This window comes from Streptomyces sp. NPDC094034 (assembly GCF_040303865.1).
GTDB lineage: Bacteria > Actinomycetota > Actinomycetes > Streptomycetales > Streptomycetaceae > Streptomyces.
Window position 1 is genome coordinate 90,702 of record NZ_JBEOUD010000026.1, and the last position, 16,771, is coordinate 107,472.

The 16,771-nt window shown below is 69.6% G+C and carries 13 protein-coding genes; 6 read left to right on the forward strand and 7 right to left on the reverse strand.

The window, feature by feature from the left end; genetic code table 11:
- Positions 1–17: 17 nt before the first annotated feature.
- Genes ABTZ59_RS22645 through ABTZ59_RS22665 form a run of 5 tightly spaced genes read right to left on the reverse strand, consistent with a single transcriptional unit; the run spans position 18 to position 5,638 of the window.
- Positions 18–890, reverse strand: coding sequence for a sugar phosphate isomerase/epimerase family protein (locus ABTZ59_RS22645; RefSeq protein ID WP_351411113.1), 873 nt, complete (start codon positions 888–890; stop codon positions 18–20).
- Positions 887–2,128 carry an ABC transporter substrate-binding protein gene (locus ABTZ59_RS22650; RefSeq protein WP_351411119.1) on the reverse strand — a complete coding sequence of 414 codons (1,242 nt, stop codon included), beginning with the start codon at positions 2,126–2,128 and terminating at the stop codon, positions 887–889. The genes ABTZ59_RS22645 and ABTZ59_RS22650 overlap by 4 nt, the downstream gene beginning before the upstream one ends.
- Positions 2,125–3,132, reverse strand: a complete 1,008-nt coding sequence (locus ABTZ59_RS22655; RefSeq protein ID WP_351411131.1) for an ABC transporter permease — start codon at positions 3,130–3,132, stop codon at positions 2,125–2,127. The genes ABTZ59_RS22650 and ABTZ59_RS22655 overlap by 4 nt, the downstream gene beginning before the upstream one ends.
- On the reverse strand, positions 3,129–4,115 hold the full coding sequence (locus ABTZ59_RS22660) for an ABC transporter permease (RefSeq protein ID WP_351411391.1): 987 nt from the start codon (positions 4,113–4,115) through the stop codon (positions 3,129–3,131). The genes ABTZ59_RS22655 and ABTZ59_RS22660 overlap by 4 nt, the downstream gene beginning before the upstream one ends.
- 26 nt (positions 4,116–4,141) lie before the next feature.
- A complete protein-coding gene (locus tag ABTZ59_RS22665; RefSeq protein WP_351411145.1) occupies positions 4,142–5,638 on the reverse strand; it encodes a sugar ABC transporter ATP-binding protein in 1,497 nt (498 codons plus the stop codon).
- Positions 5,639–5,803: 165 nt separating this feature from the next.
- On the opposite strand from ABTZ59_RS22665, the gene ABTZ59_RS22670 reads away from it, so the two are divergent.
- Entirely contained in the window at positions 5,804–7,003 is a 1,200-nt protein-coding gene (locus ABTZ59_RS22670) for an ROK family transcriptional regulator (protein WP_351411153.1), read from the forward strand.
- 147 nt (positions 7,004–7,150) lie between these two features.
- Here the strand turns inward: ABTZ59_RS22670 and ABTZ59_RS22675 are convergent, their stop codons facing one another.
- Both ABTZ59_RS22675 and ABTZ59_RS22680 read right to left on the reverse strand, forming a co-directional pair.
- Positions 7,151–10,171, reverse strand: coding sequence for a 3-keto-alpha-glucoside-1,2-lyase-like domain-containing protein (locus tag ABTZ59_RS22675; RefSeq protein ID WP_351411162.1), 3,021 nt, complete (start codon positions 10,169–10,171; stop codon positions 7,151–7,153).
- Positions 10,172–10,478: 307 nt separating this feature from the next.
- Positions 10,479–11,243, reverse strand: coding sequence for an SDR family NAD(P)-dependent oxidoreductase (locus ABTZ59_RS22680; protein ID WP_351411175.1), 765 nt, complete (start codon positions 11,241–11,243; stop codon positions 10,479–10,481).
- A 125-nt stretch (positions 11,244–11,368) separates the two neighbouring features.
- Here ABTZ59_RS22680 and ABTZ59_RS22685 point away from each other — a divergent pair, with 125 nt between their 5' ends.
- The 5 genes from ABTZ59_RS22685 (at position 11,369) to ABTZ59_RS22705 (ending at position 16,713) form a co-directional block, all read left to right on the forward strand.
- Complete coding sequence (locus ABTZ59_RS22685) at positions 11,369–11,884, forward strand: MarR family winged helix-turn-helix transcriptional regulator (protein WP_351411183.1); 516 nt, start codon at positions 11,369–11,371, stop codon at positions 11,882–11,884.
- Positions 11,885–12,026: 142 nt separating this feature from the next.
- Positions 12,027–12,737 (forward strand): response regulator transcription factor, encoded by a 711-nt coding sequence (locus tag ABTZ59_RS22690; RefSeq protein WP_351411400.1) that lies wholly within the window; start codon positions 12,027–12,029, stop codon positions 12,735–12,737.
- A 68-nt stretch (positions 12,738–12,805) separates the two neighbouring features.
- A complete protein-coding gene (locus ABTZ59_RS22695) occupies positions 12,806–13,117 on the forward strand; it encodes a hypothetical protein (RefSeq protein ID WP_351411405.1) in 312 nt (103 codons plus the stop codon).
- A gap of 90 nt (positions 13,118–13,207) precedes the next feature.
- Complete coding sequence (locus ABTZ59_RS22700; protein ID WP_351411189.1) at positions 13,208–15,034, forward strand: flavin-containing monooxygenase; 1,827 nt, start codon at positions 13,208–13,210, stop codon at positions 15,032–15,034.
- On the forward strand, positions 15,031–16,713 hold the full coding sequence (locus ABTZ59_RS22705; protein ID WP_351411196.1) for a hypothetical protein: 1,683 nt from the start codon (positions 15,031–15,033) through the stop codon (positions 16,711–16,713). Before ABTZ59_RS22700 ends, ABTZ59_RS22705 begins: the two co-directional genes overlap by 4 nt.
- The last annotated feature ends 58 nt before the right edge of the window (positions 16,714–16,771 follow it).

Sequence of the window (16,771 nt, forward strand, 5' to 3'; positions counted from 1 at the left end):
ACGCGGGTCGGTACCGGTCAGGGGGTGTGTGCTGCCAGAGCCTGGCGGAGGAAGGCGAGGCCCTCGGTGGCGATGCCGTCCTGAGTGGCCGCGAGGGGACGCCAGACGGACGCGGCGACGGCGATCGCGTCGTTGTGCGCGGTGAAGGACTCGACACACAGGGCGCCCCGATAGCCGCCACCGGCCAGCGCGGTGAGGAACCCGGCCCAGTCGAGATGGTCGGCACCGGGCGTGCCACGGTCGTTGGCACACACCTGGACATGGACGATGCGGGAGCCGGCCTCGTGGACCGCGCCCGGCAGTGTGCGCTCCTCGATGTTCTGGTGGTACGTGTCGAGGGCGACCCCGATGACCGAGGTGTCGAGGCCGTCCAGGGCGGTGAGGGTCTGGCCGACGGTGTTGAGCAGAGCGGTCTCGTAACGGTTGAGCGGCTCGACCCCGATCCGGACCCCCGCGGCGCGCGCGTGGTCGGTCACGGGCGCGATGTGCTCCCTGAACTCCGCGTAGGCGGCGGTCCGTTCGGCGGGGGTCATGCGCCATGTACGTCCGACCGCCGCATACACCGGGCCCGCCACGACGGGGGCCGACACCGCGTGGGCCGCGTCGACGCACCGCAGCAGATAGTCCTGGGTGGCCCGTACGGTGCCCGGATCGGTCCGTACGAGATTCCGGTCCTGCGGCATGACCGCGATCACGGCCGCCGGGGCGAGCCCGGTCGTGTCCAGCAGCTTGGCGGTGGCCGTCGGCTCCCAGTCGTCGGGCTGCTCAAGCGGCAGCTCGACGCAGTCGAAACCCCAGCCGGCCAGTCGTGGCAGGACCTCCGCCAGGGCGCCGCCCCCGACGGGGGAGTGCCAGATCCATGGGTTGGCGCCGAGCGGGAAGCGCGTCATCCCTTGCCTCCCCAGTCCTTGGGGAACCCGGGCAGATCGGCGCAGCCGCACATCGCGTAGTGCAGCGGCGGCATGCCCGGCTCAAGATACGAGTCGAGGTTGTCCTCCGTGACGGAGGGCTGCGGGAGCTTCCACTCCTTGGGGACCTGCTGTCCCTGAAGAATCTTGAGAGCCGCGATGACGGGGGTGCGCCACTGGAAGGTCGGGTACGTGGGGGCGATCGCGGTGAGCTTCTTCTCCTTCCACGCCTGGAGGAAGTCCTGCTGGTCCTCACCGGTGATGGGCGGTACGTCCTGCCCGGCGTCCTCGAACGCCTCCACCGCGGCGACGGCCGTCGCGCCGGAGTCCATCCACACGCCGTCGATGGAGCCGTGCCGGGTCAGCGCGTCCGTGACGACAGCCTTCGCCTTGGCCGGGTCGCCGTCGGTGAACTTCACGTCGACGACGTCGAGTTCGCTCTTGTCGAAGGCCACCTTCGCGGCCGACCAGCGGGTCTCCAGTACATCCACACCGGGCGAGATGCGCAGGGCGAGGATCTTGCCCTTGGGCTTGACCTTCTCGACGAGGAAGTCGGCGGCGACCGCCCCGTATCCATAGCCTCCGACCGGATTGATGAAGGTGACCGCGCAGTCGGTCTCCACACCGCGGTCGAAGACGATGACCGGCACCTTGGCGCAGGCCTGTTCGACGGCGGGCGTGAGGGTCGCGGTGGTGTTCGGGGAGACGATCAGGGCGTCACAGCCCTTGCCGGTCAGCTCCTGGATGTCGGAGATCTGCTTGTCGTCCTTGCCCTGTGCGTCGAGGACGGTGAACTCGGTGATCTCCTCGTGCAGTTCGACCTCCGCCGTCATGTTCTTCAGACCGACCTGGCGCCAGGGGTTGAACACACCGGCGTTGGAGAAGCAGAGGTGGACACCGCCCGCCCGCTGCTTCTTGTAGCGCGCGGTGTCGATGAGTTCGGGGCTCAGCATCTGTTCCCAGGGCTTGTCCGCCGGGCCTTGCGGTTCTTCCTTGGCGAGGGCCAACTGGCGGTCGTACTCGGTCTGTTCGAAGAACTCCGACTGCTCGCCGCTGCCGGAGTCGGCGGCGGAGGCGGAGGCGCTGCCGGGGGCGGCCTGTGCGTCCGGGGGCGTGTCGCTCGTACAGGAGGCGAGAAGACCCGCCACGAGCAGGGCGGCGGCCGAGGTGAGGGCGCGGTCGCGGAGCGCGTGTGCGCGCGGGGGGCGGATCGCTGTCATGAGGCTTGTCCTCCCGAGGGTTTCGTACGTCGGCGCCGCAGCCGGGACCAGTCGGCGGCTCCCAGACCGACGGCGGCGATGACGATGCATCCTTGAACGGTCGACTCCAGCGCGCCCGAGACGCCCTGGAGGTTGAGCAGGGTGAACAGCGCCTGGAGCGAGAAGGCGCCGGCCATGGCGGCGACGACGGAGCCCCGCCCGCCGCCGAGCACCACACCGCCGAGGACCACGGCCGTGATGGCCTCGAACTCATAGCCCCTGCCCGCCTGGGCGGAGACCCCGGAGAAGCCGCCGACCAGGACGGCGGCAATGGCCGCGGCGGCCCCGGAGAGGACGAAGGCGATGATCCGGGCGCGGGCGACCCGCACCCCGGCGAGGGCCGCGGCGCGTTCGCTGTCGCCGGTGGCGACAAGCGTACGGCCGAAGTCCGAGCGCATCAGCAGCACCGCGGCGGCGCCGACGACGAGGCAGACGATCACCGCCCAGGGCAGCCAGCCGAACGCGGTGCCGCGCCCGAGTTGACGGAAGGCGGCGGGCAGGGCGCCCTGCGGAGAGCCGCCGGTCCAGAAGAACACCGCCCCTTCGAGGATCAGCATCATGCCGAGCGTGGTGATGAACGACGGCACCCGCAGTGCCGTGGTGATCAGCCCGCTGACGAGTCCCGCCACCCCGCCCGCGACGAGCAGCAAGGCGGTCACGAGTGGCCAGGAGGCACCGGGGAACGAGCCGTACAACTCGGCGGCGACCACCACACCCGCGGTGACGATCGCCCCTACGGAGAGGTCGAACTCGCCGCAGACGATGACCAGATACTGGCCGGCGGCGAGGATCACGAGGGGCGCGGCACGCTTGACGAAGGAGAGGAAGCGATCGGGTTCGTAGAAGCCGGGATCGGTGACGGCCAGCGCGGCGAGCAGCACGGCGAGGAGCACGAAGACGGGGGTGCCGGTGCCCAGTGCCCGTACGACGCGCTTGCCGTGCTGGGTGACGGTTGCCGTGGTCATGCGGTCGGCCTTCCCTTCGCGGCACGGCGGGGTCTGGCGTAGACGGCGACGGCCGCGATGATGACGACACCGCGGACCACGTTCTTGAAGAACGGGTCGACCGCCAACTGGTTGAAGACACTGTCGAGCACGGCGAGGACGAGGACTCCGCCGAGGGTCCCCGCCACCCCGCCGCGCCCGCCGGCCAGCGCGGTACCACCGAGAACCACCGCGGCGATCGACTCCAGGTCATAGCGGGCCTCCGTACCCGCCCAGGGCGCTCCCGCGCCCAGCCGCGCCGCGAGGAACAGCGCCGCCGCGCCGACGCACAGGGAGCAGATGATGTGCGCGATGACGACGGTACGGCGGGTGCGGACGCCGGAGAGCCTGGCGGCGTGCTCGTCGCCCCCGGTCGCGTACATGTGATGGCCCAGGCGGGTACGGCGGGTGAGGAACCACACCGTGCCTGCCACCGCCGCGAGGAGGAACACCGATACGGGGACGGGACCGACTCGGTCGTAACCGAGATGCTGGAAGGAGGCCGGTACCTTTCCGGCGGGGCCGGTGTAGTTGTCCTCGATCCAGCCGCGCAGGATGAACGCCGTGCCCAGGGTCGCGATGAACGCGTTGACCTTCAGGCCCGTGACGATGAGTCCGTTGGCGAGTCCGACGGCGGCCGACAGCGCGAGGACGGCGATCACGGCCGTCACCACCCCGCCGCTCGCCATGGTCTCGGCGGCGACGAGGGTGCCGAGGCTGATGAGATAGGCCACCGACAGATCCAGGGAACCGGTGAGGATCACCACCGACTGACCGACGGCGACGAGGCCGAGCGCGACGCTGTTCTGCAGGATCGCGACCACATTGGTGGTGGTGAGGAAATCCCCGCCGCGCGCGGTGACGACGATCCAGCCGAGGAGTGTGACGGCCAGCACCGCGAGCCAGACACCGACGACGGGATCGCCGAGCCGGACTCCGAGGGGGCGGGCAGCGGCCCGGGGCACGGCGAGCGGTCCGCGTTCGGTCGTGGTCACGCGGCCTCCTCCCGCTCGCCACGGCGCCCGCTGGTGGCGAGCCGCATGATGTCCTCCTCCGCCGCGCCGGCGGGCAGTTCGCCCACGAGACGGCCCTCGGCCATCACGAGGAGCCGGTCGCTCATACCGATCAGCTCGGGGAGTTCGGAGGAGATGATCAGTACGGCGAGTCCTTCGCGGGCGAGTTCACGGACCAGGGTGTGGATGGCGGCCTTGGCGCCGACATCGACGCCCCGGGTCGGCTCGTCGAACAGCAGCACCTGGGGCCGGGCCGCGAGCCACTTGGCGATGACGACCTTCTGCTGATTGCCGCCCGAGAGATACAGCGCCTGTTGGTCCTCCCCACGAGCCTGGAGACGTACGCGCTCCAGAAGCGCGGTGATCTCGCCGCTCTTCGGCGGTGGCGGCCCGCCGCGCGGGGCGACGGCCCGGGTGACGAGCAGCGCGTTGTCCCGCACCGACTGGTGCAGCGCGAGCCCCTCTGTCTTGCGGTCCTCGGTGACCAGCGCGATGCCGGCGCGGATGGCCTGGCGTGGGCGGCGGGGGCGCAGGGGACCGCCGCCCACGGTCATGACGCCCCTGGTGAAGGGGGCCGCGCCGAACAGGGCACGCGCCAGTGAGGTACGTCCCGATCCCTGGAGCCCGGCGACACCGACGATCTCGCCCGCCCGCAATGTCAGGTTCATGTCATCGATACGGTCATTGCCGCCGCCGGTGACCGTGAGCCGCTCCGCCCCGATCTCCTCCGGGCGGGCACGCGGCGGGTAGTAGGCGGTCAGCTCCCGCCCGACCATGCCGCGTACGACCTCGTCGGCGTTCGTCTCGGCGGTGCGCAGTGTGGTGACGCGGCGGCCGTCCTTGAGGACGGTGATGCGCCCCGAGAGGTCGAAGACCTCCGGCAGACGGTGCGAGATATAGAGAATCCCGAGGCCGCGCGCGGCGAGTCTGCGCACGAGCGCCGCCAGGAGTTCGCTCTCGTGGTCCGCCAGGGGCGCGGTGGGTTCGTCCATGACGAGGACACGGACGTCGGAGGCGAGCGCCTTGGCGATCTCGACGGTCTGCTGGCGTGCCACGGACAGTTCCCGGACGGGGGTGCGCGGGGTGATACCGGTCTCGTCGATCTCGGCGAGGAGCTCGGCCGTACGGCGCTCCATGGCCGTGCGGTCCACGAGTCCGCGGCGGACCGGTTCACGGCCGAGGAAGACGTTCTCGGCGACCGTGCGGTGCGGGAGGAGCGCGAACTCCTGGTGGATGATGCCGATTCCGGCCGCCTGCGCCTGCGCCGGATGGGTGAACGTGTGCGCGGTGCCGTCGATCGTGATGGTGCCGGTGTCGGGGATGTGCTCGCCGGCGAGGATCTTCATCAGGGTGGACTTGCCGGCGCCGTTCTCGCCCACCAGGGCATGGACTTCGCCCCGTTCGAGGTCGAGCTCCACGTCGTGGAGCACACGCACCCCCAGGAAGCTCTTGGACACGCCCTGCATCGTCAGCATCAGCCGGCTCCTCGGTCAGCGGTCTGTTGTGCAGAGTCGTGACTCGCCTTTGACCTGTCAAGAGCTCAAGCCGCTTTGTTTTTCGGCGACTTGACGGGAACTTGTGTCGACGGACGAACGCGGGATGCCTTGTGAGCAGCGAAAGTCGTCCCTAGGGTGACTGGCATGTCTGCGCCGTCGGATCACAGCGGTTCCGCCACCTATACGCCCGGCGAGGTGCTGGGGCTGATCAGTTCCGGAGCCGTGGCGACGCGCGCGGACATCGCGCGCCTCACCGGACTGGCCCGCTCCACGGTCTCCCAGCGGGTGGACGCGCTGATCGCGCACGGACTGGTCGACGAATCCGCCCCAGCGCCCGGGGACTCGACCGGAGGCCGACCGCCGCGCCGGCTCCAACTGCGCACCGACGGACATCTGGTGGCCGGGGTGGACCTCGGCGCCTCGCACTGCGCGGTGGCCCTGACGGACATCGGCGGGGCGACGCTGGCCACGCACAAGGAGCCGCTGTCGATCGCGGACGGCCCGGAATCGGTACTGCGCAGGGTGGAGCGGGCGCTTCAGGCGCTGCTCAAGGAGACCGAACGGGATCCGCGCACACTGCGCTCGATCGGGGTCGGGGTGCCAGGACCCGTCGAATTCTCGACCGGTCGCCCCATCGATCCGCCGATCATGCCGGGCTGGCACCAGTATCCGATCCCGGAGTTCTTCGCCTCGCGCTTCGGGGTGCGGGCGCTGGTCGACAACGATGTGAATGTGATGGCACTGGCCGAGCAGCGCCGCGCGTTTCCGGACACCCGCTACCTCCTCTACATCAAGGTCGGTACGGGCATCGGCTGCGGCATCGTGGCCGACGGCCGGCTCCACCGCGGCGCTCAGGGCAGCGCCGGCGACATCGGACACATCCGGGTCGGGGACGAGGGCGAACCATGCCGGTGCGGCAACACCGGGTGTCTGGAGGCGGTGGCGGGCGGTGCGGCGCTCGCGGCGAAACTGGCCGGTCTCGGTCTGGACGCGACCTCGGGCAGCGATGTGGTGCGGCTGGTGGCCTCCGGCAACCGGGACGCCGTACGGATGGTGCGTGAGGCGGGCCGGGCCGTCGGCGAGGTGCTGGCGGGACTGGTCAACTTCTTCAACCCGGACACGGTCGTGCTCGGCGGCGCCCTGGCCGCCGTACACGACCAACTCCTCGCCGGGGTGCGGGAAGCGGTGTACCGCCGCTCCCATCCGCTGGCCACGCGAGTGCTGCGGATCGAGCCGAGCCGCACGGGCGAGAACGCCGCCGTCATCGGGGCGGGGATCCTCGCGACCGAGCACGCCATGTCGCCCTCGCAAGTGGATCGCCGACTGGCACGGGCGCTGGCCTGACCGGGGTGACCCCGGCCGACCGGCACCATCGCGCGATCCGCACCTGACGCCTCCCCCGGCCGGAACCGGCCGGGGGAGGCGTCGAAGGCCAGTCGGCCCACCACCTGGAGTACCGCGTGGAGTGCCACGCGGAGTGCCGCGTGGAGGTCAGCCCAGCGGTTCGATCCACACGTTCCTGAACCGGACCTTGTTGCCGTGGTCCTGGAGCCGGATCGCGCCCGCCGCGGCCGATTCCGCGTCGCCACTGCCGGTCGGGCCGTCCACGGCGACATTGTCGTGGACCTTGGTGCCGTTCCACACCACCGTGATCCTGGCGTCCTCGGTCTTCTTCCCCGCGGCGTCGAACCGGGCCGCGCGGAAGACGATGTCGTACGTCTGCCATGTCTCGGGCGCGGTACTGGCGTTCACGTTCGCGGCCACCTTGTTGTAGATCGCGCCCGCCTCGTTCACGGCCAGTTTCTCCACACCGAACGAGTCCAGGATCTGGATCTCGTACCGCTCCTGGAGGTAGACACCGCTGTTGCCGCGATCCTGCCCGGTGACGTCCGGCGGCAGCTTCGGCACCCGGAACTCGGCGTGCAGCTTGAAGTCGCGGAAGGACTGTTTGGTGCGGATGTCGCCACAGCACACCTCGACGGAGTTCTCGGCGGTACGTGGCCATTGGACGCCGCGGCCGTCGGTGTGCTGCCAGGCGGTGGAGATGCTGCCGCCGGAGAACAGATCGATACGGCTGCCGGGTCTGCGCACCTCGATCATGTCCAGGTTGACATGGCCGGTGTCCTCGGGCCGGTAGCTGTAGGTGAGGGTGTTACGGCCCTTCTTCAGGGCGAATCGCTCGGTCGAGGAGGACCACCGGTTCCAGGCGCCGGTGGAGGGCAGACTGATCTGCCGTGTCTGTCCGCCGTTGACGCCGGCACCTATCGTCTTCGTGCCGGTGAAGGGGTTGGGACCATTGGCGTAGCGCAGGCTCACATCGTAGGTGCCCTTCGCGGGAACCTCGATGTCGAAGGTGGCGGTGGCGCCCTGGGTGCCGAAGCCGTCGACGAAGCCGCCGCCCGTGTAGCCGGCGTGCTCGGTGTCGATGTCCGCGCCACCGGAAAGGCGCCCGGACTCGGCGTCGTACGACGTGACGGGCTCCTCGGGGCCGGGCCGCGCGTTCAGGGTGTACCAGGCCTCGGTGGACCACAGCTGCTCGCCGTCGGCCGAGGCGAACGGGCGCGGCGAGCGCACATGCACCACCCGGTCGGTCTTGAGCCCCGGGATGGTGAGCCGGACCGTGCGGCGGTCCTCGGAGAGCCGGGCGGACGCGACGGGCAGACGCTCCTCGTCCACCTTGGGGCCGCCGTAGGCCGGCGTGGGTACGTAGCGCCACTGCTCCACGGAGTAGCCGGTCGCCAGTTTGGCGGCGGTCTCCTCCGACAGCGGCTTCGTGTAGGTGAGTTCGAAGCCGTCGCGGGTGGCGCGCATGGTCTTGATGTCGAAGGCGTTCGTGCCGTTCGGGGTGAGTTTCTGGAGCCCGAAGCGGAGCTTCCCTTCCTGGCCCCAGTTCCCGTCGGCGCCGAGACCGCCGGCGTAGATCGCACCGTCGGGACCCGTGCTGATCCGGGTGATGCCCGCCTCCAGACCCTGCGTATGGCGGAACACCGCGCCCTGGTACTCGCCGTCCACCTTCTCCAGATCGGCGCGTTGGAGCCCGCCGTAGGTGACATCACCGAAGAGCAGTTGACCGGCGAAGGTCCCCTTGTCGATCAGCATCGGTGTGGAGGGTGAGTTGGCTATCTCGTTCTGCGGCAGCCAGAGCACCGGCTTGGTGACCGCGCGGTCGTCGAACGGGCCGTCCGGGTTGGTGTAGTGGTTGAAGAACCGGCCCTGCTTCACATGGACGAGCTTCGAAGCGGGCAGCCAGCCGCCCTGGTTGTCGGTGACGAAGAGATCGCCCTCCGGGCCCCACCCGATCCCGTTCGGGGTACGGAGCCCGCCGGCCAGATAACTGACTTCTCCTGTCGCCTTGTTGACCTTGACGGTGGTGCCGCGGTTCGCGGCCGGCTGCGGATCGGTCGTCGCACCGCCGTAGTTGATGGCGACCGAGAGATTCAGATAGAAGTTCCCGTCCTTGTAGAGCAGGCCGAAGGCGAACTCATGGAAGTTGCCGCCGAACGGCCAGGACGCGACCTTGCGGGTCACGTCGGTGACGTCATCACCATTGGTGTCGGACAACTCGGTCAGCTGGTGTTTCTCCGACACATACAGCTTTCCGTCGACGTACTTGATGCCCATCGGCTCTTTCAGCCCGCCGGCGATCTTCTTGTACGTGACCTTCTCCGGGCCGGTGTCCCCCGTGACATGGTCGAGGATGTACGCCTCTCCCACGGTGTTGTTGCTGCCGCCCCAGGTGGTCACGGCGAGCCGGCCGTCCGGCAGCCAGTCCATGGCGGAGACCTGCGGCTCGAAACCGTCCGGGCGCAGGTCGGTGAGGGTGTAGCCGGGATGGACGGAGGTCAGCGGAAGGCCGTCGCCGGGGGTGTCGTACGTACCCTCGCACTCCTTGCGCCCGGGGGCGGTGACACGGACCACGCCCGCGTCGGTGCTGAGCACGGAGTTCGGGACGAGGCTGAAGTCGTCGGCGCCCGGCGGCTTCCACTGGAGGGTCACCTGCTGCTCGCCGCCGCGGTCGAAGTGGTCGATGCGGAGCGCGTGATAGCCGGCGGTGAGGGTGATCTCACCGTCCTTGGGTTCGGCGCCGTGCAGCCCGTCGTGATCGATGACCCGCTGGTCGCCGAGGAAGAGGCGAGAGCCGTCGTCGCTGATCAGCCGGAAGGTGTAGGCGCCGTCGGCGGGAATGGAGATATTGCCGATGATCTGCGACACGAAGTTGTCCGTGAAACCGAAGCCCTCGGTGGAGGACCAGTCGACCGTGGGTATCAGCTTGTCGACATTGGGGGTCTGGGCCGGTTTCAGATCGCAGAGTTTGCTGAGCGGGGACTGGATGTCGAAGACACGGAGGGTGACGCCCGGTTCCTGGGGCGGCAGTTCCGCGGGGGCCCTGGCCTCCGCGCCGACCGCGGGCGCCACCAGACCTCCGGTGATGAGGGCGGCGAGGAGAAGCCCGGTGAGGGTCCGTGGTCTGCGTCGACCGGTGCGGGGGCTCTGGTACTCGTGTGGCTGCACTCGTCCTCCTGCTGGGAAGCTGCGAGCGGGCGGGGGCCGGGGCGGCCCCGCGTCCGCGGCGTGGAGTTCGTACACGTACCGGCGGTGCGGCGGCGGAAACGGTTACGCCGCGCTTCACGCGGACTTCCGCGCGAGAACGACGCCCAGGGTAGGGACAGCGCCCCACACCGTCCATACTTTGTCCTCAACAAGGAAGAACTGGCCGATAGTTGAGGGCGCGCTCAGCGCCGACGCCGACGCAGCCGACGCCGCCGACGCCCCGGGGGGCCGAGTGCGCCGGAGCCCCGGGGTCGGACGACTGACCAGTTCAGACGGCTGACCAACCGTTGTCGACGGGGAGGACGGCGCCGTTGATGTTGCCCGCGGCGTCCGACGCGAGAAAGAGGATGGCGGCGGCCTGCTCCGCGGCGTCGGCCACCCTGCCCGAGAGACCGACGTGGGAGCCGATCACGCTCGGGCCGTGTGCCGTCGCCTCGGCATCGACCCGGATATTGGTCGACGTCGCGCCGGGGGCGATGGCATTGGCGCGGATTCCCTTGTTCCGGTACATCACGGCGAGGGACTTCGTCAGGCCGACGATGCCGTGCTTGGCGGCGGTGTAGGCGGCGCCTGCCGCGCTGCCGCGCAGACCGGCCTCGGACGCGGTGAAGACGATCGCGCCGCGGCCCCGTGCCAGCATGTGCGGCAAGGCGGCACGGGTCAGCATGAAGGGCGCCGTCAGATTGACCCGGATGACGCGCTCCCATTCGGCGTCCTCGGTGTCCGCGAGGGCCGACATACGGTCCATGATGCCCGCGTTGTTCACCAGCACGTCCAGGCCGCCGTACGCGTCCATGGCCGTGGCGACTATCTCGTCCACCACCCGCTGCTCGCCGAGATCACCGACGACCGCGCGAGCGACGCCTCCCGCGGTCCTCACCGCCTCGACGGTCTGCTGGGCGGTCTCCCGGTTGAGATCCGCGACCAGTACGTTCGCCCCCTCCTCGGCGAATCGCAGCGCCGTGGCCCTGCCGATTCCCGATCCCGCTCCGGTGACAACGACACCGCGTCCCTCGAAACCGGTACCGCTCATGCGTACTCCTTCCGCCGTGATGGACAGCTGATTGCTTGAGTCAGGCAAGCAGATGTGAGTTACTTGAGTCAAGCAAGTGAATACGTAGTTGCTTGAGTCAGGCAAATAGATGGTAAAGTGTATGGATGTCCAAGTCACCGCCAGCAGTTGCCACGGCCGCGGCCTCGGCCGATGTGATCGAGATCGAGCGGGCGCTGAGCCGCGTCGCCTATCTGTCCAGCAGGGTCCGGCAGCACGACCGCCTCATGGTCCAGGCCGGGGTGTCACTGGACCGGGCCGCCGTGGCGCTGATGCGGCAGATCGCCGACACCGAGCCCCTTCGCCCCGGCGAGCTGGCGACCCGGCTGGCCGTGGAGGCATCGCATGTCACCCGGCAGGTACAGCAGTTGGAGAAGTCGGGGTATGTGACCCGCGTCCCGGACCCGCAGGACGGTCGTGCCCAGCGCATCCAGCTGACCCCGGTCGGGCGGGAGGTGATCGACCGTATCCGCGAGGCGAGTCGCCGGGGGATGCAGGCGGCCCTGGCGGACTGGTCGCCCCAGGACCTGCGGCAGCTCGCCGCCCTGTTCCACCGGATGGTCGACGACTTCCTCGGCTATGCCGACGCCGAAGCCGGCGCCCATCCCGAGCGCCCTGCCTGACGCCGTGGCCCACGGTGCCCGGGACCCCGGCGCTGCCGCTCGGACGTGACACGTGAGCCGTACGCGAAGTGGTCCTTCCAGATACGGGATGTGCGGGGTGAGCGAGATGCGGAGCGTGAGCGACATACCGGGCGTGAGCCAGATGCGCCGGGGTGTCCGCGAGAGACCGTCGGCGGTTCGTGGGGACGGGCAGCACGTCCTGGTCATCGTCGGTGACCGGGAGATCTCCGACCTGCTCACGACGACACTGGAACTGGCGGGTTATCGGGTCGGGACGGCGCGTACCGGCGCCGAGGGCATGGAGCGGGTCGCGGGACACCGGTTCGATCTGCTGGTCCTCGATACGACGCTGCCCGACCTGACCGCTCTCGCCCGCGGGCGTCGCCGCGTCGCCGACCGCCCCCCGGTGCTCTTCCTGGCCATGTGCGAGTACCTGGACAGCCTCCTTCCCGAACTCGGGCCAGGCCGCGAGGACTACGTCACCATGCCGTTCCGGATCGCCGAAGTCCTCGCCAGGGCACAGGTGTTACTGCGCGGCCCTGGCCGCGGGCGAGGTCCCGCGCGGCGAGGGCCGTGCTACGGCGACCTCGTCCTGAACGACGCCACCTGCCAGGCCTGGCGCGGGCCGCGGGCGCTCGACCTCACCCCCGCCGAATACCGGCTGCTGCGTCATCTGCTGGTCAACGCCGACCAGGTGCTGACGAAGGAACAGATCTGCCGTCATGTCTGGGGCGACGGCCGCGCCGACAACGCCATCGAGAAACTCATCTCCCGCCTCCGGCAGAAGGTCGACCAGGAGGAGCCCCCACTGATCCATACCCGCAGGGGATTCGGCTACCTGCTGGGCCGCTGACCGTGTGTGATCGTCCTCACGTCAGCTTGCTGTCAGGCAATTGACCGGAAGGTGTCAGTGCGCTCCGGTTGCATGTGTCCATCAAGGCGTCCCGTCACCTTCCCCGTTCTCCGTTCCGGCGGAGCCCCCACCGAGGAGAGACATGGCCGACACACTGGCAGACACCGAGGACGACAGGGAGCGGGGCACTCCGGAGTTCCGATGCCCAGGGCGGCCGGCTGGACATCGCGAAGGTCACCCCGCGGCTCATCACCAACACGGACGCCCCCGAGGCCGAACGGCTCGACCTCACCCGGCAGGCCCGTCAGCACAACGCCTTCGGCTTCGGCCCCCACCAATGCCTGGGCCAGTCGCTCGCCGCGACCGGGCGGCCGGCATGACAACGCAGCCGACCTCACAACACAGCCGACATGACAACACGGCTCACACCACTGCACAGCAGCGGTCCAAGAACTCCTGAGAGGACACGTATGCCCACCCCCCACGCGTCATCCGAAGACCCACGGCCGGACCCGGGGGCGCTCGGATTCGATCCGGACGCCCTGCGCGCCCGTTACCGAGCCGAGCGCGACCGCCGGATCCGCCCCGACGGCAGCAAGCAATACCTGAGCACCACGGGGGAGTTCGGCTACTACGTGGACGATCCGTACGCGGCTCCGGCGCCCGACCTGGAGCCCCTCGACGACCGGGTCGAGGTCGCGATCATCGGTGGCGGTTTCGGCGGTCTGGTCGCCGGCGCCCGGCTGCGCCAGGCGGGCGTACGGGACATCCGGGTGATCGAGAAGGCCGGGGACTTCGGCGGAACGTGGTACTGGAACCGGTATCCGGGGATCCACTGCGACATCGAGTCGTACATCTATCTGCCGCTGCTCGAAGAGGTCGGCTATGTGCCGAAGTGGAAGTACGCGCCGGGGGAGGAGATCAGGCAGCACGCGCGCGCGATCGGGCGGCGGTTCGAGCTGTACCGTGATGTCCGCTTCCAGACCGAGGTGACCGAACTCCGCTGGGACGAGGACAAGTTCGAGTGGATCATCCGCACCGATCGCGGCGACCGTATGAGGGCGCGCTATGTGGTGGTCTCCAGCGGACCGTTCAGCCGGCCGAAGCTCCCCGGCATCCCGGGCATCGAGACCTTCCGGGGGCATACGTTCCACACGAGCCGCTGGGACTACGCGTACACGGGTGGTGACGCGGACGGCGGTCTGCACAAGCTCGCCGACAAGAAGGTCGCGGTCATCGGCACGGGCGCGACCGCCATCCAGTGCGTGCCGCACCTGGGGCGTGACGCCGGGCATCTCTACGTGTTCCAGCGCACGCCGTCCTCGGTCGATGTACGTGACAACCGCCCCACGGACCCCGAATGGGCCCGGACGCTGACCCCTGGCTGGCAGCGGCGCCGCCAGGAGAACTTCCTGGCACAGGTCGCCGGTGGCGGAGCGGACGAGGATCTGGTGTCCGACGGTTGGACCACCAGCGCCCGGCTGCTCCAGAGCCTCTTGCCGGGCGCGAGCGGTGGCGATGACCAGGTGTCCCCCGAACAGCGCGGTCTCATGGCCGAGTTGGCCGACTTCACGAAGATGAACGAGATACGCGCCCGAGTGGACGCCGTCATCGAGAACCGCACGACGGCCGAGGCGCTCAAGCCCTGGTACCGCTATATGTGCAAGCGCCCCACGTTCAGCGACACCTACCTGTCCACGTTCAACCGGAGCAATGTCACGCTGGTCGACACGGCGGGGCGTGGCGTCGAGCGCATCACCGAGAGCGGTCTTGTGGCCGGCGGCGTCGAGTACGAGGTCGACTGCGTCATCTTCGCGACCGGTTTCGACATCGGCGGCCCGCCGGCGGAGCGGGCCGGACTCGACGTACACGGCCGGGACGGTGTCACCCTGGCCGAATCCTGGAAGGACGGTCCGAAGACACTCCACGGGTTCTACAGCCATGGCTTCCCCAACTTCTTCCATCTCGGGACCCTGCAGAACGCGGTCTCCGTGAACTTCGTCCACGTCCTCGACGAGCAGGCGATCCATCTCGCCGAGATCATCGCCGAGGCGGACAAGCGGCAGGCGCGGTACATCGAGCCGACCGCCGAGGCACAGGCCGCCTGGGTCGCAACGATCCGGGCCAGGGCGGTGGACGCGCGGGCGCTGCTCGCCGAGTGCACCCCGGGCTACTACAACAACGAGGGCATGCCGAGCAAGGAGAGCCAGTCGTACGGCGGCGGGCCGATCGAGTTCTACGAGCTGATCAAACGCTGGCGCACGGACGGCGACATGGGCGAGGCGATCATCCAGTGACCAGCACCTTCCCCGAAGAGGGGGCGAGGAGGCAGCCCAGCCGATTCGACGCGACCGGCCACTGGCGGACCACGAGCGAGCGCTGGAACACGACGAGACTGAACCCGCCGAACCGGCTGTGGGGTTCGAACGGCGTCACATTCGGGCCCGACGGGCGGCTGTACGTGGCGCAGTTCATCGCCGGACAGATCAGCGCCGTGGATCCCGCCTCGGGGATCGTCGACGTGGTGGTGCCCATGGACAGCCCGGTCCAGGCGCCGGACGATCTCGCCTTCGGCGCGGACGGCTCGATGTATATCGCCGACATCACACCCGGCCGGGTCTGGCGCCGGGACCCCGCGGGCGAATTCACCCTGGTCTCCGACGCGATGACACTGCCCAACGGCATCACCTGCGTGGGAAATCGCCTCTTCGTCAACGAGATGCGCGGCAATGGCCGTCTGATGGAGCTGTTCCCCGACGGTGGCGAGCCGACGCTGCTCACGGACGGACTGGCCTGGGGCAACGCGATGCAGCTCGGTCCGGACGGGCTGCTCTACTACCCGCACATGATCGCCAATGAGGTGTGGCGGATATCCCCCGACGGCGGTGAGCCCGAGCTGGTCGCGGAGAACGTGGACGACCCGGTCGCGGTCCGGTTCGACCAGGGTGGTGTGCTGGTGGTGCTGTCGCGCGGTGTGGCGGGCATCGTGACCCGTATCGATCTGGGCACCGGAGCACGCTCGATCGTCGTCTCCGGTGTCGCGGGGCTGGACAACGCGGCGTTCGACGACGAGAACCGGATGTTCGTCTCCAGCTACGCGAGCGGCGGGGTCACGGAGATGCACACCGACGGCCGGATCCGGGAGATCGTCCCCCGCGGGCTCGACGGCCCCTTCGGTGTGACGGTCGATCTGGGCGGCACGGTGTACGCGGCCGACCACTACCGCCTGGCGGGCCCCGACGGACCCGATGAGCACGCGAGCGTGAGCGCGAAGGCGAGCGGGACGGAGAACGCCGACGCCCGCACGCACACGTCCGGTGGCATCGTCACTCACGATCTGCGGCCCTTCGTGCACGGCATCACCGCGGCCGACGGGGTCCTGCACCTCACCTCGCAGCTCGGTGAGGTCCGTACCTACGACCCCGTGGCGAAGACCACGCGAATACGGGCGACCGGACTGAGCGAGCCCACCGGCATCGCGGTCGCGCCGGACGGCTCACTCGTGGTCGCCGAGACGGGCGGCGGCCGGATTCTGCGGATCGACGCGACCGACACCGTCGCCGTACTCGCGGCGGGGCTCGAACACCCGGTGGATGTGGCCTTCGACGGAGAGGGGCGCTGTTACGTCAGCGACGACCGACTCGGGGCGGTGCTCCGGCTCGACAACGGCGAAGCGGTGACGGTCGCGGACGGTCTCGGCGCGCCGCAGGGTCTGGTCGTACGCCACGACGAGCTGTTCACGGTGGAGACGGCGCACCGCCGGCTCCGGTCGATATCGCTCGTCACGGGGAAGAGCGGGATCGACGCCGAGAATCTCGCGGTCGGCCTGCCGCCCGGCACCACCCGCCCCACCCCCCGCCTCGTCCCCGGAGTCCCGGGCCCGCCACGCCAGTTCGCCGGTCTGGCGCTCGGCCCGGACGGCTCGCTCTTCCTCTCGGCCAACGGCGAGGGGAGCGTGCTGCGACTCTCCCGTTGACGCCCCTGTCCCATTGATTCCCGCACACTGCCGGGCCCGTACGCGTACGGGCCCGGCA

What these genes read in the sequence shown, in the direction of transcription:
- ABTZ59_RS22645 (WP_351411113.1), bottom strand. Translation starts at nt 890, where the DNA reads ATGACGCGCTTCCCGCTCGGCGCCAACCCATGGATCTGGCACTCCCCC.
- ABTZ59_RS22685 (WP_351411183.1), top strand. Translation starts at nt 11,369, where the DNA reads ATGTCCAAGTCACCGCCAGCAGTTGCCACGGCCGCGGCCTCGGCCGAT.
- ABTZ59_RS22680 (WP_351411175.1), bottom strand. Translation starts at nt 11,243, where the DNA reads ATGAGCGGTACCGGTTTCGAGGGACGCGGTGTCGTTGTCACCGGAGCG.
- ABTZ59_RS22700 (WP_351411189.1), top strand. Translation starts at nt 13,208, where the DNA reads ATGCCCACCCCCCACGCGTCATCCGAAGACCCACGGCCGGACCCGGGG.
- ABTZ59_RS22650 (WP_351411119.1), bottom strand. Translation starts at nt 2,128, where the DNA reads ATGACAGCGATCCGCCCCCCGCGCGCACACGCGCTCCGCGACCGCGCC.
- ABTZ59_RS22655 (WP_351411131.1), bottom strand. Translation starts at nt 3,132, where the DNA reads ATGACCACGGCAACCGTCACCCAGCACGGCAAGCGCGTCGTACGGGCA.
- ABTZ59_RS22670 (WP_351411153.1), top strand. Translation starts at nt 5,804, where the DNA reads ATGTCTGCGCCGTCGGATCACAGCGGTTCCGCCACCTATACGCCCGGC.
- ABTZ59_RS22690 (WP_351411400.1), top strand. Translation starts at nt 12,027, where the DNA reads ATGCGCCGGGGTGTCCGCGAGAGACCGTCGGCGGTTCGTGGGGACGGG.
- ABTZ59_RS22665 (WP_351411145.1), bottom strand. Translation starts at nt 5,638, where the DNA reads ATGCTGACGATGCAGGGCGTGTCCAAGAGCTTCCTGGGGGTGCGTGTG.